Raw genomic sequence first — 17749 nt, 5'->3', positions numbered from 1 at the left:
CCATCGGGAGCAAGCTCCCTCAAGTCCGCTCGACTTGCATGTATTAGGCACGCCGCCAGCGTTCGTCCTGAGCCAGGATCAAACTCTCCAATAAAGAGTGATTAGCTCATAAAATAAAACGTTGGCTCATGTACTTCTATAATAGAAGTCATGAATATTATTGTTTGTTGACGCTTGTTTGTTTAGTTTTCAAAGAGCAATCATCGCTCGTAAGCGACTTAATTAATATAACACGAAGGTCAAATTTAGTCAACATCTTTTTTTAAAAAAATTGCTGTTGTTAACCAATCAACGCTTTCGTATTAGCCGCTCGTTGCGACTGCTTATTTATATTAGCACTTGTATCAAATATGGTCAACATAAATTTAACTGTTTTTATTTGGAAAACAAGCCCTCAAAAAAAAGGTTCCCGTCACTCCGACGGGAACCTTTTATCTGTTTAGCCTCTATTAATTTCAATAATGTTCTTTTCACCAGCATCCACATTGCCAGGTTTCTTAAGTTCCACACTTTCACCTTCACCAAGATTCGTAAATACAATCGGAGTGATGGTTGAAGTTGCGTTATTTTTTATATACTCAAGATCGAATTTCAGCAATGGCTGTCCTGGTTCTACTGTGTCATTTTCCTTAACAAGCGTTTCAAACCCTTGCCCTTTAAGATTAACCGTATCAATCCCCACATGGATCAGGATTTCGCGGCCGGTATCTGACAGGATGCCCAGAGCATGCTTGGTCGGGAACAGATTGACGATTTTTCCACTGACAGGGGATACCACTAGACCTTCGGATGGTTCAATTGCAAATCCATCCCCCATCATTTTCCCGGAGAATACAGCATCAGGCACTTCGGTAATGGGTTTGATTTCCCCTTTGATAGGAGTAACAAATGCATCGCCGCCTTGATGTTCCGTTTGCAATGCTTCGGGATTCACTTCTTCAATCTGCTGTTCTACTTCCAGCGCCTGGTTCGTTTCGACCGGACGCGGCCTTTTACCTTTTATAATGTCCTGCATCTGCCCTTTGATGGTTTCGGAACGCGGTCCAAAAATTGCCTGGATGTTGTTTCCGACTTCAAGGACACCTGCAGCACCAAGTTTTTTCAGTTCATTTTTATCAACCTGTTTAATGTCATTAACTGATACACGAAGACGCGTGATACATGCATCAAGGTGCGCAATGTTCTCTTTTCCGCCCATCGCTTCCAGTACATTGTATGGAAGATCTCCGGTTTTCCCTTTGGAGCCCTCTTCCTCTTCCTGGACAGCTTCACGCCCTGGAGTCATAAGATTGAATTTGCGGATGGCAAAACGGAATCCAAAGTAGTAAATAGCTGCAAATGCCAAGCCGACAGGAATAACAAGCCATGCATTGGTCTGCGGATTAATCAGTCCAAATAGAACGTAGTCGATCAATCCACCAGAGAAGGTCATTCCGATTTTTACATCTAATAGATGCATTGTCATGAAAGACAGTCCCGCAAAAACGGCATGTACCGCAAAAAGAAGCGGAGCAACGAATAAGAATGAGAATTCAAGTGGTTCCGTAATTCCCGTAAGGAAAGACGTTAAGGCAGCTGATAACATTAAACCGCCGACAACCACTTTCCGTTCAGGCTTTGCTTCATGGTAGATAGCCAGCGCCGCAGCGGGAAGGCCAAACATCATGAATGGGAATTTACCCGTCATAAATGTTCCAGCTGTAAGGTCTTGTACCCCATCGGTAATCTGCGCCATAAAGATTCGCTGGTCACCGCGGACCACGTCGCCGGCAAGAGTTGTATACTGGCCAAATTCAAACCAGAACGGCGAGTAGAAAATGTGGTGCAAACCAAACGGGATTAATGAACGTTCAATTAACCCGAATATAAACGCTGAGACAGTAAGATTCGCGTGTACCATGTTTTGGGAGAAGGCATTTAAGCCACTTTGGATTGGCGGCCAGATGATAAGCATAAGCAATCCAAGAAGAATGGCCATTGCCGCTGTAATAATGGGCACAAACCGCTTACCAGCAAAGAAGCCCAAATAAGATGGCAACTCGATTTCAAAGAACCGGTTATAAAGGGCTGCAGCAAGAATACCGACGATGATTCCGCCAAAGACACCAGTCTGAAGGGTTGGGATGCCTAGGACATTAGCATAGTTCAACCCGTTGACATCCTCGGGAGTGATGCCTAGCACAGCACCCATCGTCACATTCATAATCAAATACCCAATGATGGCAGCGAGTGCAGCGGTACCTTCCCCGCCAGCAAGACCAACGGCTACCCCGACCGCAAACAACAGTGGCAAGTTGCCGAAGACAATATCCCCCGCCCTCTGCATTACCGTCGCAACCACATCAACGCCGCCGTTATTTAAAAATGGCGCCAGGTCCAATAATGCAGGGTTTTTAAGTGCCGCACCAAGGGCAAGCAGGATGCCAGCTGCCGGCAGCAATGCCACAGGGAGCATTAGCGCTTTACCAACTTTTTGCAAAACGCCAAAAGCTTTTTTAAACATAAAATGATCCTCCTCATCAAGTTTCTTTCAACCCATCAAGCGTTTTTACAAACCAAATAAAAAAGGCATGAGCAGGAAAACAATTAAAAGAAGTCATAGACAAGATACCCACAAAAAGGCGGTATATCCCTATATACTTCCATTAATCGTCTTCTTTACTCATGCCTGATCGAATCAGTAACACGTAAAAAAGGTTATCTATCAGTGCTATTTTATTTTCTTCTGAAGCCTTTGCAGATGCATCGTCAGATAAACCGCTTCCGCATCAAAAACTGGCTGCTTCAAGGTTTGCTGCATCACTTTAATGAGTTTCCAAGAGAGATTATAGCATATTGGATATTCTTCTTTCAATAGGGAAGCAATTTTTTCTGGCTCTTCCACTTTTTCCTGATTCTTTACCCTCTCAATCGCAAACCGCAAATGCCGGACAAGCCTCATATAATCAACGCTTTCCTTATTAATGGTTATATCCAGCTGTTCCTCGATCATATTCACCAGGTCCGTTACGAGACGGGAATGCTGATTGACCTCTGATATTTCTTTATTGGTGACAGCACTATGAATATGAAGAGCGATAAATCCAGCCTCACCCTCAGGCAATTCCACCTGGACCTTTTCCCTGAAAAGCCCAAGCACTTCCCTGGCCAGCTCATACTCTTTGGAAACAGCGTTTTTGTTTCGACCAAAAACGGATTGCGTATCTCCATTCCCTGGGATAGCCGGCTTACGGTAAACATCAGGTGGTCAGTCAATGCTACATGGATATGCTCATTAAGCTCGGCGTTCGCCTTTTCTTTTATCAGCTGAATCGCTGTAATAATCACCTTTTGAAGGTCGTCTTCCAAATATGGCAAGAGCTTAATATAGTTCTTCTGCTCCTTCGAATCCTTCAGGACAAACAGCTTTTCAGCCTGGGCCCCTTCAATCACTTCATTTGGCTTCCGATTAAATCCAATTCCTTTGCCAATTAAAACAACCTCGCCAAATTCCGGGTGTCCGGCAATAAGGACATTGTTATTCAGAACCTTGTTTACAATCAACTCAGACATCGTCCAACCTCTTTTTTAAGCGCATTCATAGATTAGTACAATGTTATTAAAGGCTGCATCAGAAGTCAATGGAAAAGGATAGACATAAAAAAGGACCCAAACGAATCTGGGCCCTTTTCCCGGATTTAAGCCAGGAAGATAAAATACAGTACAAAAATGGCGAACAGGAAATACATAACCGGATGGATTTCTTTGGCACGGCCCTTGACAATCATTGTGATCGGGTAAAAGATAAACCCGGCTGCAATCCCTGTAGCTATGCTATAGGAAAGCGGCATAACAATGATGGTCAGGAAAGCAGGAACAGCAATTTCAAAACGGGACCAATCAATCTTTCCAAGAGAGGAAACCATCAGCGCACCCACAATGATCAATGCGGGGGCTGTAACTGGCGCGGTAATGATGGACAGAACCGGGAAGAAAAACAGTGCAAGCAGGAAGAATCCAGCCGTTACAACAGATGCAAATCCAGTCCTCGCTCCGGATGCTACACCCGAAGATGACTCGACATATGAAGTTACTGTCGATGTTCCTAAAAGGGAACCAACAATAGTTGCAGCCGAATCCGCCGAAAGCGCCTTTCCTGCGCGCGGCAGCTTGCCTTCCTTCATTAATCCCGCCTGATTCGCAACTCCCACCAATGTTCCCGCCGTATCAAAGAAATCGACAAACAGGAATGTTAAAATTGTAGCAAGCATGGTTGTTGTGTAAAATGCCGGATCCCCAAACGCCGAGAAAAGCGCTCCAAAAGTTGGATCAAGACTTGGCACCGGCCCAACAATCTTTTCTGGAGTATCAATCAGATTAAAGATTATTCCAGCAATAACAGTAAGGACCATGCCATAAAATACAGAACCGTTAATTCCGCGTGTCATCATAATAACCGTTACAACGAGCCCGAAAATGGCAAGTAGGGTATTAGGGCTTGTGAGGTCTCCAAGGCCAACCAGCGTAGCATCATTATTTACAATAATGCCTGCATTTTGAAAACCAAGGAATGTAATAAACAGGCCGATTCCCGCGCTTACGGCGAACTTCATTTCAGCAGGTATGGCGTTAATGATTTTTTCGCGCAGCCCTGTAAATGTCAGAAGCAGGAAGAAAATCCCCGAAACAAACACCGCTGCAAGGCCATGTTGCCATGGAGCACCGCTGCCTAAAACGACTGTATATGCAAAGAAGGCATTCAACCCCATGCCTGGCGCCAAGGCAATCGGATATTTTGCCCAGAGGCCCATAATCAGGGAACCAAGAGCTGCAGATAGCGCGGTTGCCACAAAGACGGCTCCAGCATCCATCCGTAAGGCGTCAGGCAGGTCGGGAACATCTGCCAATGTCAAAACTAGTGGATTAACGACAAGAATATAGGCCATTGCCAGAAACGTAGTCATCCCGCCAACGAATTCACGGCGGTAACTCGTGCCTAACTCGTCAAACTGAAAGTATTTTTTCATCACTATCTCCCCTTAAAATAAATCGTCTCTTACAAGTCTGCCCAAAAATTAGAAAAAACGCTACGGTATACCATAGCGTTGACTGCAGATGCAAAAGAACAGGAATAGGATATAAAAAACATCCAGTTGCAATCCGCGTAGTCAAGCTATTTACGGCAGCTCGGTAGAAACTTTTGGGCCATATCCCCAAGATTATACGACGAATATTAGTATTTAATTGATTTCACCTTTATTTTAGCAGGACTTTTCGACTACGTCAAGATAAAAAGCGAACATTCAACAATGTTCGCTTTTTATTGTTCGTATTTAGGTTAGGCAGCTTCCGCTTTTCCTATTGTCCAGCTCCAGCGGCTAGCCCCTCGAGACACTTCGGTCCATCACCTGAAGGCAAAGAACGCCTTCAACTGCTGGCCCTCCAGTGCTTTTCGGGGCTGGACAGCCGCTTCCGCTTTTCTTATTGTCCAGCTYCGCCTCCTAGCCMCTCGGGTCATAAGCCACTCCAGAATTGAAGGCAAAGAACGCCTTCTATTCCGGACCGTCTTATGCCTTTCGGGCCTGAGCAGTCGGCTCCGCTTTTCCTATTGTCCAGCTGCAGCCCCCAGCAGCTAGTGGACTTCGCTCGCCTCCCTACGATAAGTCAACATCGAATCGCTACGCTCTTCGTGTTTCCTTTATCGCGTTTTAACGGGCAGTAGCTTCACAACTGACCGTAAAAACCCGATCGGTTCAACTAACAATCCGTGAGGAAGGCACTCACGGATTGAAGTTTCACCTTATCTCAGTCGCCGCGCTCCAGTCCATACGCCGCTGAACGGGGGCTTCCGCTTTTCCTACTGTCCAGCTCCGCCTCCTAGCCCCTCGGGTCATAAGCCACTCCAGAATTGAAGGCAAAGAACGCCTTCTATTCTGGAGCGTCTTATGCCTGTCGGGCCTGGACAGTCGGCTCCGCTTTTCCTATTCCCACTCTATAGTGGCTGGCGGCTTGCTTGTGATGTCGTACACGACCCGGTTGATGTGCGGGACTTCGTTGACGATCCGGGTGGAGATGATTTCGAGTATATCCCATGGAATCCTCGCCCAGTCGGAGGTCATTCCATCAATCGAGGTAACGGCCCTGATTCCGATCGTATAGTCGTATGTGCGGGCATCGCCCATCACGCCAACGCTGCGGATGTCAGGGAGCACCGTGAAATATTGCCAAATGTCGCGGTCAAGACCGGCTTTCTTGATTTCATCTCTAAGAATGGCATCAGATTCCCGGACAATTTCCAGCTTTTCTTCCGAGATCGCTCCCAGCACGCGGATTCCAAGCCCTGGGCCAGGGAACGGCTGGCGCCAGACGATTTCATCCGGGATGCCGAGCTCCGTGCCAAGTGCCCTTACTTCATCCTTGAAGAGCGTATTCAATGGCTCAATCAGCTTGAACTGCATATCTTCCGGAAGGCCGCCCACGTTGTGATGGGACTTAATGGTCTGCGCAGTAGCCGTTCCGCTTTCGATAATATCGGTGTAAAGGGTGCCCTGGGCAAGGAATTCTATCCCTTCCAGCTTTGTGGCTTCATCATCAAACACATAGATGAATTCATTGCCAATGATCTTCCGCTTTCGTTCAGGGTCTGATACCCCTTCCAGCTTGCTGAGGAAGCGATCCTTGGCGTCAACCTTGATGACATTCATGTTGAAACCTTCGGAAAAAGTCTTCATGACTCCCTCGGCTTCGCCCTTGCGCAATAGTCCGTGGTCCACAAAAATGCAAGTCAGCTGATCGCCAATTGCCTTATGGATAAGCACGGCAACAACCGATGAAYCCACCCCGCCGCTCAATGCGCATAAAACCTTCTTATCGCCGACTTCCTGGCGGATTTTCTCCATCTCGATTTCAATGAAGTTTTCCATTGACCAATCGCCAGCGCATTGGCAAATGCCAAAAACAAAGTTTTTCAGCAGATCAGTGCCATAAACAGAATGGCGCACTTCAGGGTGGAACTGCACCGCATACAGACCCCGGCTTTCATCGCTCATTGCCGAAATCGGACAGGATGGGTTGACTCCATCGATGCGGAATCCTGGAGGTGCCTCCGTAACCAGGTCACCATGGCTCATCCAGACAGTCTGTTCATTTGGTGTTTCTGCGAACAGAGGGCTTTCGTGCTGTAAGGTTAAAAGAGCCTTCCCGTATTCCCGGTTCTTGGCAGGCTCTACCTTTCCGCCAAAATGCATGGTCATCAGCTGCATTCCATAACAAATCCCGAGAATTGGCACACCCAGCTCAAAAATTTCTTCATCACACCGGAACGATCCCTGATCATAGACAGAGTTGGGTCCTCCGGAGAAGATGATTCCCTTTGGATTCATTTTTTTTATCTCTTCCGCCGTGATGGTATGGGGATGAAGCTCGCTGTACACCCCAAATTCCCTGATTCTTCTGGTGATCAGCTGGTTGTACTGGCTGCCGAAGTCCAATACAACGATCATTTCCTGGTCCAGCAATTCCTCTTTCGTTGACAAGTCGGTCACCTCTTCTTAAAAATAAGTGCTTTTTTATCCTGTTAGTATAGCCAATGTAAATAAAAAAACTAGAATTTTCCTTCGAAATGTTCAAAGGCAGAATTCTAGTCAGGAATATGCTCCGCCTTCATAGTCAAATCATTTACGGTGATTTGGTAGAAACTTTCGATCCATATTATCGATGTTATACGAAGGAGTATACTATTAAATTACTAAAACATTGTACCAGTATAGCATTTTTCTGGTCAACCTGCTTTTTTTATCATATATTCCCATGCTTCCCTTGATTTCTGCCATGTTCCTTCCTCCAGGGTTCCGCGATAGAGGAATTGTTCATAGTGGTCTGTCAGCCTTCTCATTTCCCTGCTTGAGAAAAACTGGTCCACCTCCCATGCATACTCGCGAAGAGTCTGGCTCGGACTCCGCCTCAGCCCATAACGTCCCAGCTGAGCCAGCAAAGCCAAATAAGCAGTCGGGAAATGCTCATCCTTTTTCCGCAATTTAAACAGGAAAATATAATAGAAAGGAAGCCATTTTCTCCGCTTCCAATAGGCGAGAGCGGCCGTGCCCGCAAGCAGAAGGATCGCTCCAATAAACTGTTTCCAGTTATCGGACAAAAAGGATGTGGCACTTTTCCTCCACCCGTCTTGTGAACCAGCTGCCGAGGCTGCCTCGGGCTCAAGTTCTCCGCGTTCAGGCTGAAGGGGAACAGGCGCCGCTGTCTCTTCTGTTTCTTCCGTACCCTCTGGCACAGCAGAACTTTCCTCTGTTTGAAACACTACATTATTGGAAAAGCCCTGGGTTGGTTCAAATGGCACCCAGCCAACCTCGGGGAAATAGACTTCTACCCAGGAGTGCGCATTGTTATTGGTCACTTCATAGACTCTTGTGCCTGATTCGAGCGTCTCCACGTACTCTCCCTCTGTATACCCTTTCACCCAGCGGGCAGGAATATCGAGGGTCCTGAGCATGACCGCCATCGAAGTGGAAAAATTGTCGCAATAGCCCCGCTTCGTGTCAAACAGGAACTGCGCGACATAGTCTTCATCTTCTTCCGGAATGGCTACGTCAACTTGGTCATAGACAAAACCATTATTACGAAAATACTTCTCAACCGCCTGGGCTTTTTCATACCAGGTTTCAAGCCCGTCTGTCACCTCCAGGGCCAGTTCCCTGATTTCGGGCGGCAAGTCCTCCGGAAGCTGGGTATACGTATTGAGGATGGAATGGGCATACTCGTCATCATCTTCCACGGAACCATCCTGCAGGGCCTTTACCTGGAATGCCGGCTTGTCGTATTCCACGACATACGATGCAGGTGCTTCTGGTTCAAAATCCTTCAATGAAGTAATTTTTCCTGTCTGCCGGTTTAACCTGTACAGGTAAAATTCATCTGTGACAATTTTTCTTACACCATGCGGATATTGGATATGGGAATAGTCCATTTCATTATGGACAGTACTTCTAAGTACCTCGCCCTGATTACCGTAAAAGGACATGATTGGCGGCGGCGTTTCCCCGCTGAACTCCAGGTGGGAAGGATGTTCCCCTTTACTGGACACCCATCCTTTCCCGGTGTATACATCCTTTGTCTCTACCTTCCAATAATGCCTCTCTTCCACCTCTGCAGTAAATACCAGTGAATCATCGCCAACAAACGGCCCGCCCAGGCTGGAATCATTGCTGCCATAACCAACACGTTTTGCTGCGCCTCCTTGTTCCGTACCGCTGCCATCATTCATTGACTGGATGAATGGAACCGGGTCTGGCCAAATTGGATTGGCTTTTGGAGCGGCCCACGCAATCAGGGTACTTCCAGAAATCATCACCGCCAGCGGAACAATCCATTTTCCGGGGTGCAGATGGCCGGACGGGAGCCTTTCTTTTTCAGCCAGCCGATAATACGCCAGCAATCCAAGAATGGCGAAGCCTGCAACAACCACTCTTAAAATGGCTGCATCCGCTTTATAGGCGGTAAAGGTGTCAATCACAGTGATAAAAACAACTGTCATCATGAAAAACAAAAGAATCCGCTTCCTGTTTAACAACCAGTAATCAATCAGATAAGTCACCAGCCAAATCAGGATGAAAAAGAGCAAGGACCGGAACGGATTGGACATTTCCGACCACTGCCCATTCCAGACTGCACCCAGATTTGCCTGTATATCCTTCAGAAACCAGCCTAGCCATGAAAGATTAAAAACCGCTCCTTCATAGTGGATTTTGGCAATGCTGTACAAAATGTAAAGCATTTTGGCCAACAAGGCAAAAACACTCCAAACACCAAGGAACGAAAGCAAAAGCGACATAAACGCAAATCCCAGGAAAGCACCGATAAATCCTGTTTCTGTTAACTGCTGAACCGGTCTCAGCCACTCCCATAGGAGAACAAAACTTAATGCATATAACCAAAAGGAGGCAGCGCCCCTTTTTTTCTGCAGGTAGCTCATCCGCTGTTCACCTCCGAGAATGCCTCGGCAAAATGCCCTTCATATACAGAGAAAACCCTGATCCCCCTGGAACGGGCAACTGTTTTTAATGAAAGCTCTGACCCCGAAACAGGCTCCTGGCTTTTTTTCACCAAAAATATGGTTACCGCCCCATTGCCCTTGGAACTGTATGCGGCTTTATCAATGAGTCCCTCGGTCAGCTTGGCGGTTATAAGCATCAGCGTGTTCTGCCTGCCGGCAAAGCTTTCCGCTGCAAGCACCTGATCGAAAGGAATCGTACTATCCGCTTTAATTTTTGCCAGATGGTAGAGAAGTTTATGCTGCTGGTCCTCTCCGCCTCGCACCGGCACCATGAATCGTTCGCCACCGACTGTCAACAGGCCCGCTTCCACGCCTCTTCGCAGCATCGCCCTTAATACGGAAGCACAAAAGGCAACCACCGCTTCAAATTGCGGGACATCCTGGCAATCCATCAGCACAAGCACTTCATGGGATTGGCGCTGTTCGAATTCCTTTGTCATAAAATCGTTCCGCTTGGCTGACGCCTTCCAGTTTATCCATGAAAAGCGATCACCCGGCTGGTATTCACGAACTCCAACAGACATGGTGGAATCTCTCGAAATCCGCTCATTCGAACTGGCCGCACCCTGGTCGAACCGGTTTTCAAAAGGACGATAAACCATTTCTTCATAGGAGGGATACACAAGGATCCTATCCTCAAGCGGCAGGATCTTTTCCCGCTCCGCCAGACCCAGCAAATCACCTGTCTTCAGACGTATCCCCTGAAACAAATGCTCTCCCCTGGGGATATTTTGGACCGTATAATCAAGCGTAAACGTCTTTCTGAAACCGGGAAAAACAAGCCTCTTCGCTCCTCTCATCCGGCTCCCCGGCAGGGAGTTACCGGCCATTTCTTGCACGATTAAGTAAAATAGCGGAAAAGCTGTCCCCCTCTTCAGCTCAACCCGCACTTTGACAGGTTCTCCCGCCACAAACTCCCGGTGGCTAAATGACCTTTCACCGCTGAAGCTGCCCAAAGGATACAACGACACTCCCAGAGCAAACAAGGCAAAGGGGAGAAAGCTGTAAAACAGGAACCAGCTGACGAAACCGCCCTGGAACATGGCATAGCAAAAAACAATAAGCATTAACACCAGCAGGAACATCAGTTTCCAGATTTCCTTGAAGCGCCCAAATAAAGATTTCATGCTACTTCACTAGCCTTTGAACCGGAACCGGAACTCTTGCAAGGACACKGTCGACCACTTCCTCTGTGCTGATCCCCTCAAAGCGTGCTTCCGACTTCAGGATAATCCGGTGGCAAAATACATAGGGCGCAAGATATTGAACATCATCGGGCAGGACATAGTCCCTTCCCTCCATAAAGGCATAAGCCTGGGAGGCCTTCATCAGGGCAATCGAACCACGGGGACTGACACCAAGGTATACACTGGCATGGTTACGGGTCCTGGATGCCAAATCAACAATGTAGCGAGTGATCGATTCGTCAACGAAAACCTCTTTAACCTCTTCCATCAGCTGGCGCAGCTCGGCTATGCTCACGACTGGCTCCAATTCTTCAATCGGCGCTGTCCTTTGTGCGCGTCTAAGTACTTCCATTTCATCATCTATGCCAGGGTAGCCCATTTTCATTTTCAGCAGGAAACGGTCAAGCTGCGCTTCAGGCAGCGGATATGTTCCCTCATATTCAATCGGATTCTGGGTAGCCATGACAAAAAATGGCTTGTCCAGCTTATAAGTCACACCGTCCACTGTCACGCTATGTTCCTCCATGCCTTCAAGGAGGGCTGACTGGGTTTTGGGCGAAGTCCGGTTGATTTCATCAGCCAGGATGATATTCCCGATAATCGGGCCAGGACGGAACTGAAATTCCATTTCTTTTGGATTATAAATTGAAACACCTGTTACATCGGAGGGTAGCAGATCCGGGGTAAATTGAATTCTGCGGAACTCGGCGCTGACAGATTTCGCTAAAGCACGAACCATCATCGTTTTTCCAACACCAGGCACATCCTCAAGCAGAACATGCCCGCCTGAAAGGAGTGCCACTAAGCTTAGTTGGGAGACCTCCCGCTTTCCCGTCATCACCTTTGCTATATTTTGAAGTATCTGTTCAATTGCAGGATTGGTTCGATTGCTCATTCAATTTCCTCCCATTTCCTTTATATAGAAAAGCACTAGGCCGTTTTTCCCTCAAGATACACTCTTCATTATAACCTATATTTTCACTATTTTCTGTAAAAAACCACTCCGAGTTCCTCCTGATTTTACCTAAATATGCCAAACTACTTTAAAAATCAGGAGAAAGCGATTAAGCACGTTTTTGAAGGATTTCCTTCTATTGGAGGAGTTTCCTTCGACTCTCAAAGGGAAAAGGGAATAAGGGACACGCCGGGTGCTTTTCTTAGGCATGCAGCTGAGACTTAAGGAGGTGGAGGGTACCTGATTTACAAGGATGACGGAATACTAGAATACATATTTCCAGAGAGATAGGAGCGTATTAATGAAGTACATAAAGCTTTATGCAGCCGTGGCTGCCGTTATTTTTATATTTAGTTTCTCACAGCTAAAAGTTGAGGCTTCCCAGCTATTGAGATGGGGTTCCACAGGTTCCGATGTGACTTATGTTCAATCTGTGCTTAAGAAAATGGGGTATTTCAACACAAGCACGACTGGATTTTATGGCAATGTAACGGCCAGCGCCGTGGAACAATTCCAGCAGGACTTTGGCATCCCGGCCACTGGACAAGTAGGTTCCCAGACCGCCGAAATGATCAATAATGCCGTGAATATGGCCCATGTTGTCCACGGGGAAGCAAGAGGCGAAAGCTATCAAGGGCAAGTTGCTGTGGCAGCCGTGATTTTAAACCGGATGGCGTCAAGGGATTTCCCTGACAGCATTGACCAAGTCATCTTTCAGCGCAATGCTTTCACTGCCGTTTATGACGGGCAGTACTATCTTTACCCTGATTCTAATGCCTACCAGGCTGTAAAGGATGCCTACCTTGGCTGGGACCCAACCAACGGCGCCCTATATTACTATAATCCAAGAATCGCCACGAATCAGTGGATTTTCACCAGGACGACAATAAAAGATATCGGCAATCATCGGTTTGCCTATTGATTCTATAACAAACAAATAGAAGCTTCCAGGATTGTAAACGGAAGCTTCTTTTCCATATATAGATGCTGCTCATTGTCATCGTCCGTTCAGTCTACATGGTAATGATTTCAATATTGCCAAGCAATTCGGCAATTTCCCGCTCTCCCTCTACTGCCCACTTCGATTTCTTCTGTATCGGGCCATCTTTATCGACTGGACTTTTAAATTGTTCCATTCCCGTTGTTGTTAGGACAGCGCTGTCTTCCTGGTCGATGTCTGTATCGGCGATATGATTGACCACAAAAGGAGTGCCAAAGACGACCCTGGCGTCGTTATCGTCCAGGTTTCCTTCCGCCACATCGAACGGGACACGCAAATAAATGGTTTCACCGTCTTCATCAGCGAGGGTCTTATCAAACATTCCGTGGTCATAGTCCCAATTTCCGCCGACATTGAATCCATGACTCTCGAATGCATCCACTATATCGGTATATCGCGCCCCTTTTCCTTCCAGTTCTGTCTCAAGTTTTATCATCGGCTATGCCTCCCTTTTTCACTTCTATTTACCCGAACATAAATTTGTTGAAACGGGTGGGAGTGGCATTGGACAGAACGAAAATATTATTCCCGCTAAAAGAAAAAGCTATTTCCGGTCACTTTCCTTTCAAAATTCTACAATTTCCCGAGAAATATCTACAAATTATGATAAGAAAATGACTTAGGTCCTTTTATGTCGTTAACTGCCCATATCGCCCTGCGATACATTGTTTAGCCCTTGAGAACCGGTCATTTACGGAAGAAGGAGAAAAGCGCACTCCATTTCCCTTGCGGTCTTTGTATCGCTTCTTCCAGCCGTCTATTAAAATCATTTTGCGAGTTCCATTCTTTTTTCTGCTCTTCCCGTATACTTTGTATTTCCTTCTGCAGCTGTTCACTTTTTTGCTTTTCCTGTTCCAGCAATGCTTCATAATAGGCATTTTGCTTTTCAGTCAACTTTTCGATTTTAACATTTGTTTTTTGTGCTGAATTGCTGATGGTGGAGCTTATGGCATGATGGTCCTGCTGCAGCCGGGAAACCGATTGCTTTAACAGTGCCATATCGTTTTTCAGCTGGACATTCATTTCACGGGCGGCTGCAAGTTCATTGAATACAAACATCAGGGCTTCTTTTAGTTGATTGGGGTCTTGGGGAAGATGGTCATATGTATCGGTTGTCGCAACCTCCGATCCACTTGGCTGTGCCAGCCTTTCTTTTTGTTGGGATACAAGGTCCTTGGCCGTATCGTCCAAGGGCTTGTCCGTATCGCGCAGCGCTATAAGCGCTGCAATGTCCGATTGGACAAAGATACGCCGGTCTCCATCCTTCAAAAATTCATATCCATTCCGCTCTAATATTTGGCCATACTTGCGAACAGTAGGAGTGGCAATCCCCACTTCTTCTGCTACTTCCTTGGAAGAGAAAGCTCGTTCATTCGGTTGTATATCACGTCGCATATCGGGCCTCCTTTCCTTTTAAATATGAGGGTTTTCAGAAGTAATTGCAAGGGTTATATCGCCTGGCGATATACAAAAAAGACCCAGGACAGACAGGCATGCCGGATGCAGCATATCCCTCTCTAATCTAGGCCTTGTTTGACAATTTATCTGTTTCTGAAAAGGTTTACCTTTCCTGAAACCCTTTTATTTTTTTATACTGGTCCTTGGGTGATTCCTGTGAGTTTGGAATTGATGGCAAAGATTTTTGCATTAACATCGGCGATTCCAAATTGCGCCAACCTTTTGGAATGCTTGTCTAAGTACTTCGAGGCTGTTTCTTTTGTTTCAAAAAGATAGATTCCTCCGGCTTCGTTTGTGTCAGGGTTTTCAGTCCAGATTTTCCATAGAAAGCCCTCTTCATCATTGATACTTTTTGCAAGGCCGGAAAAAGCCTCCGCCATTTCATCACCAAAAGGTCCTTCCATATTGAAATCCATTTGTAATACGTATGCCATTGTCGTTCTCCTCTCGTTATTTTGCAGTCGCAATGTAGGTTTCCCCCAGAATTTCCTTCCTATGATATTCAGTGGCTGACAGCTCTTTCTCCACAAAGCCGTTTACCTCCGATGGATCGATATCATACATCACTTCAATTTCTTTTGAGAATAGAAGTTTTTCTTTTTCAAGCAGGCTGGAAAGGGACGGCTGTTGGTTTGGCTGCAGCTCTTCCTCATTAAGAACCTGCTTCAGTCCATTCACATAATATTCAAACGGACGGCCGCCAACAATTTTTACCCCTTTATTTTCCTCATTGATCATCACAATCGTTGGAAAACCCCTGACACCCAGTTTTCTAACAAGAGCGAAGTCTTCCATTAACCATTCTTGCCCACTTCCCTGTTCTGCTTCCTTTACGATGGCTTCTCCATCCAACCCAAGGTGATTGACAATTTCGGTCATGACAGGTTTTTCGGCAATATTTTGATTGAAAATGAACAGGGCTTCTCTTGTGCGCCGTAAGAATTCGCTAGCTAACACGCTGTCATGTTTTTTTTGAATCACTTTAAACACGCGGGACGGCGGGTAGGAGGATTGAACCGGATTGTCGATCATGAGTGACCCATCAATTGGCATACGGGAATACTCCCCAACCTCTCTCCAGTGGCCGGCAACATCTGCCGGACCTGAAATTCCATTTGCAGGATCAACCGGACCGTCCCCCCATTTTTCCAATAACCCGCCCATAACAGTATGAACATTAAAATAGTGACCGTATTGCTCTATAAACCGGCGCAGAACAGGTTCGACCGCCCAGCAATGGGAACAGATTGGGTCGGTCACATAATAGAGATCAATGGTTTTTTTCGGTTGTTGAAAATCCATCAACTCCATTTCATCCTCTCCTGCAACTCCACATACTCCTGTTTCCAAATCACAAATCATGTTTTGATTTTTCATCATTCATCCCCCATTTCTTTTAATAGTGGTGGCGAAAATGCCTGGTGTTTAATTGAAACCTTGGCCTTTACATCTTCTCCCCGCTTTTATGCAGTCAACCTGATTGCCTTATGATTGTATCTTAGTCCATAATTAATACTATAAAAACCAATAGAATACCGGATCTGTCGCTTATCCAACAGATTGGAAATATTGTTGAAAAAATAGGAGGAGATTTTGACATGGCTGAAATAAAGACGGATCCTCGAATTCTGCGTACCCGCAAGTTAATCATGGATTCCTTTATCGAACTGTCAGGCAAAAAAGAATTTAAGGATATCACCGTAAAAGACATTACAGCAGAAGCCATGATTAACCGTGCTACCTTCTATTATCATTTTGAAGATATATATGATTTACTTGAAAAGGTTCTATCTGAAGTATTGTTGATCAACTTGAAAGGTCATGACTTTCAAGAAAGCGATCTCAATGAAAAATCGCTGATCATAATCTTCAAAGCGATAACAGATTTTCAGCTATCCTTGTCCAATCGCTGTCACCGAGGGTATGAAGATACGATCGCCCGCATTGTCAGAGAGCAGCTGGAAATCATTTTTTACAAAATGCTGTTAAAACAAAATCGCTCAGAAGAGGATGAATCCCTTAAAATCACGGCTGTGATTTTAAGCTGGGGGATTTACGGAGCTTCTGCAGAATGGAGAAGGCACAGTAAAAATACGCCGCCGGAAGAATATATTAAAAAAGCCATGCCTTATGTCATGTCCGGAATTAAAATGGCTTCCAAGCACTAAAAGGTCCTGCATCCCATTGGGCCGGGTTCTCTTTTTGGGTGAAAATCTTGGGAATTGGTAAAGGGTTCACCTTAGGAAAGGGATGGGAATTCATAAGCGGAGAATTTCCGGCTAATGTAAATTTCGAGGCTTAATTAGAAGATATAAGCGGAGACATTCCGATTAATACCCCCTAATTAAGGCAAAATTCGGTGATTTGGATCATATAAACCACTAGCTTTGCAATAAGGTGGAAAACACCGCCATTCAAGGTTAATTTTTCCGTGTAGTTATCTGCTAGTTAGCTTTTAAGACAAAAAAAGGGACTCCTGACTAAATCAACATAGTTACCAAGCAAGTTAGCACCTAATTATCCGATTACCTATGGACAATTTGAACGGTCTTCAACTTCTTGGGATATTTTCTTGGCCGCCCGGGTTTTCCTTTTTTTCGTCTTCCTTTGGACTTTCTACTCGGCTCCCTTAGAAGGGCCCCCATAAAGTTGTCCCATGTGTCATACCAATATTGACGGAGAAATTTGAGTATTTCCCAGGTGGATTTTTTTGAACCAGTCTGAATTCTGACTAATTCGCAGAGCCCATAAGCGATCATGGCCAGCCACAATTGGTTCCACACGGCCTCCTTGGTGTGACTGTAGAATCTCACCAGTTTGAGGTGCTGTTTGATCCACTTGAAAAAGAGTTCAATCTTCCATCGTTGGCGATAAATCTCTGCGATTTCACTCGCAGTAAGGTCCCGGCGGTTCGTGACTACCCTATATTTATTGGCTTCTTCATCAAGAAATTCTACGAGACGCAGTGAAACCATTTCGTCCGTTTTTGGCTTCTTGACCTGCACTTCAGCGTCTAAAACAATGTTCGAATCCTCTGTGTTGTCACGTTTACTCAGGATTGTAAGCTTTGAATTTCCCTTTACCCTGGCAACGAATTGAAGGCC

13 protein-coding genes, 1 pseudogene and 2 riboswitches are annotated in these 17749 nt (G+C 45.9%); of the genes and pseudogenes, 2 read left to right on the top strand and 12 right to left on the bottom strand.

Annotation, left to right across the window (positions count from 1 at the left end):
- Positions 1 to 439 precede the first annotated feature (439 nt).
- From ptsG to ADU22_RS06550, 7 genes and pseudogenes are all read right to left on the bottom strand, one after another.
- Entirely contained in the window at positions 440 to 2503 is a 2064-nt protein-coding gene (gene ptsG / locus ADU22_RS06580; protein ID WP_053361434.1) for a glucose-specific PTS transporter subunit IIBC, read from the bottom strand.
- Between the two features lie 207 nt (positions 2504 to 2710).
- Positions 2711 to 3552 (bottom strand): annotated as a pseudogene (gene glcT / locus ADU22_RS06575) (glucose PTS transporter transcription antiterminator GlcT).
- Between the two features lie 125 nt (positions 3553 to 3677).
- The gene (locus ADU22_RS06570) at positions 3678 to 5006 is read right to left on the bottom strand and encodes an NCS2 family permease (protein ID WP_053361433.1); all 1329 of its coding nucleotides are present in this window, start codon (positions 5004 to 5006) and stop codon (positions 3678 to 3680) included.
- Positions 5007 to 5124: 118 nt separating this feature from the next.
- Positions 5125 to 5226, bottom strand: a riboswitch (purine riboswitch).
- A gap of 734 nt (positions 5227 to 5960) precedes the next feature.
- Complete coding sequence (gene guaA, locus ADU22_RS06565; protein WP_197280117.1) at positions 5961 to 7481, bottom strand: glutamine-hydrolyzing GMP synthase; 1521 nt, start codon at positions 7479 to 7481, stop codon at positions 5961 to 5963.
- 143 nt (positions 7482 to 7624) lie between these two features.
- A riboswitch (purine riboswitch) is annotated at positions 7625 to 7726 on the bottom strand.
- 33 nt (positions 7727 to 7759) lie between these two features.
- The gene (locus tag ADU22_RS06560) at positions 7760 to 9964 is read right to left on the bottom strand and encodes a transglutaminase TgpA family protein (protein ID WP_053361431.1); all 2205 of its coding nucleotides are present in this window, start codon (positions 9962 to 9964) and stop codon (positions 7760 to 7762) included.
- Positions 9961 to 11172, bottom strand: a complete 1212-nt coding sequence (locus ADU22_RS06555) for a DUF58 domain-containing protein (RefSeq protein ID WP_053361430.1) — start codon at positions 11170 to 11172, stop codon at positions 9961 to 9963. Before ADU22_RS06555 ends, ADU22_RS06560 begins: the two co-directional genes overlap by 4 nt.
- A 1-nt stretch (position 11173) precedes the next feature.
- Positions 11174 to 12127, bottom strand: coding sequence for an AAA family ATPase (locus tag ADU22_RS06550; RefSeq protein WP_053361429.1), 954 nt, complete (start codon positions 12125 to 12127; stop codon positions 11174 to 11176).
- A 361-nt stretch (positions 12128 to 12488) separates the two neighbouring features.
- On the opposite strand from ADU22_RS06550, the gene ADU22_RS06545 reads away from it, so the two are divergent.
- Positions 12489 to 13109 carry a cell wall hydrolase gene (locus ADU22_RS06545; protein WP_053361428.1) on the top strand — a complete coding sequence of 207 codons (621 nt, stop codon included), beginning with the start codon at positions 12489 to 12491 and terminating at the stop codon, positions 13107 to 13109.
- Positions 13110 to 13200: 91 nt separating this feature from the next.
- Here the strand turns inward: ADU22_RS06545 and ADU22_RS06540 are convergent, their stop codons facing one another.
- From ADU22_RS06540 to ADU22_RS06525, 4 genes are all read right to left on the bottom strand, one after another.
- A complete protein-coding gene (locus ADU22_RS06540; protein WP_053361427.1) occupies positions 13201 to 13623 on the bottom strand; it encodes a YugN family protein in 423 nt (140 codons plus the stop codon).
- A 251-nt stretch (positions 13624 to 13874) separates the two neighbouring features.
- Positions 13875 to 14582, bottom strand: coding sequence for a hypothetical protein (locus tag ADU22_RS06535; protein WP_053361426.1), 708 nt, complete (start codon positions 14580 to 14582; stop codon positions 13875 to 13877).
- A 194-nt stretch (positions 14583 to 14776) separates the two neighbouring features.
- Positions 14777 to 15079, bottom strand: a complete 303-nt coding sequence (locus tag ADU22_RS06530; RefSeq protein WP_053361425.1) for a monooxygenase — start codon at positions 15077 to 15079, stop codon at positions 14777 to 14779.
- Positions 15080 to 15095: 16 nt separating this feature from the next.
- Positions 15096 to 16022, bottom strand: a complete 927-nt coding sequence (locus ADU22_RS06525; RefSeq protein WP_053361424.1) for a DsbA family protein — start codon at positions 16020 to 16022, stop codon at positions 15096 to 15098.
- A gap of 221 nt (positions 16023 to 16243) precedes the next feature.
- Between ADU22_RS06525 and ADU22_RS06520 the strand changes: the two genes are divergently transcribed.
- Entirely contained in the window at positions 16244 to 16813 is a 570-nt protein-coding gene (locus tag ADU22_RS06520; RefSeq protein WP_053361423.1) for a TetR/AcrR family transcriptional regulator, read from the top strand.
- A 357-nt stretch (positions 16814 to 17170) separates the two neighbouring features.
- Here ADU22_RS06520 and ADU22_RS06515 read toward each other — a convergent pair.
- Positions 17171 to 17749, bottom strand: a 579-nt coding sequence (locus ADU22_RS06515) for a transposase (protein WP_156324435.1), incomplete at its 5' end; no start/stop codon positions are given.

The sequence above is a fragment of the Bacillus sp. FJAT-27251 genome (assembly GCF_001273925.1).
In the GTDB taxonomy this organism is placed as follows: Bacteria; Bacillota; Bacilli; order Bacillales; family Cytobacillaceae; genus Mesobacillus_B.
Note: the sequence above shows the minus strand (reverse complement) of the source record. Positions and strands in the feature narration are given on the sequence as shown.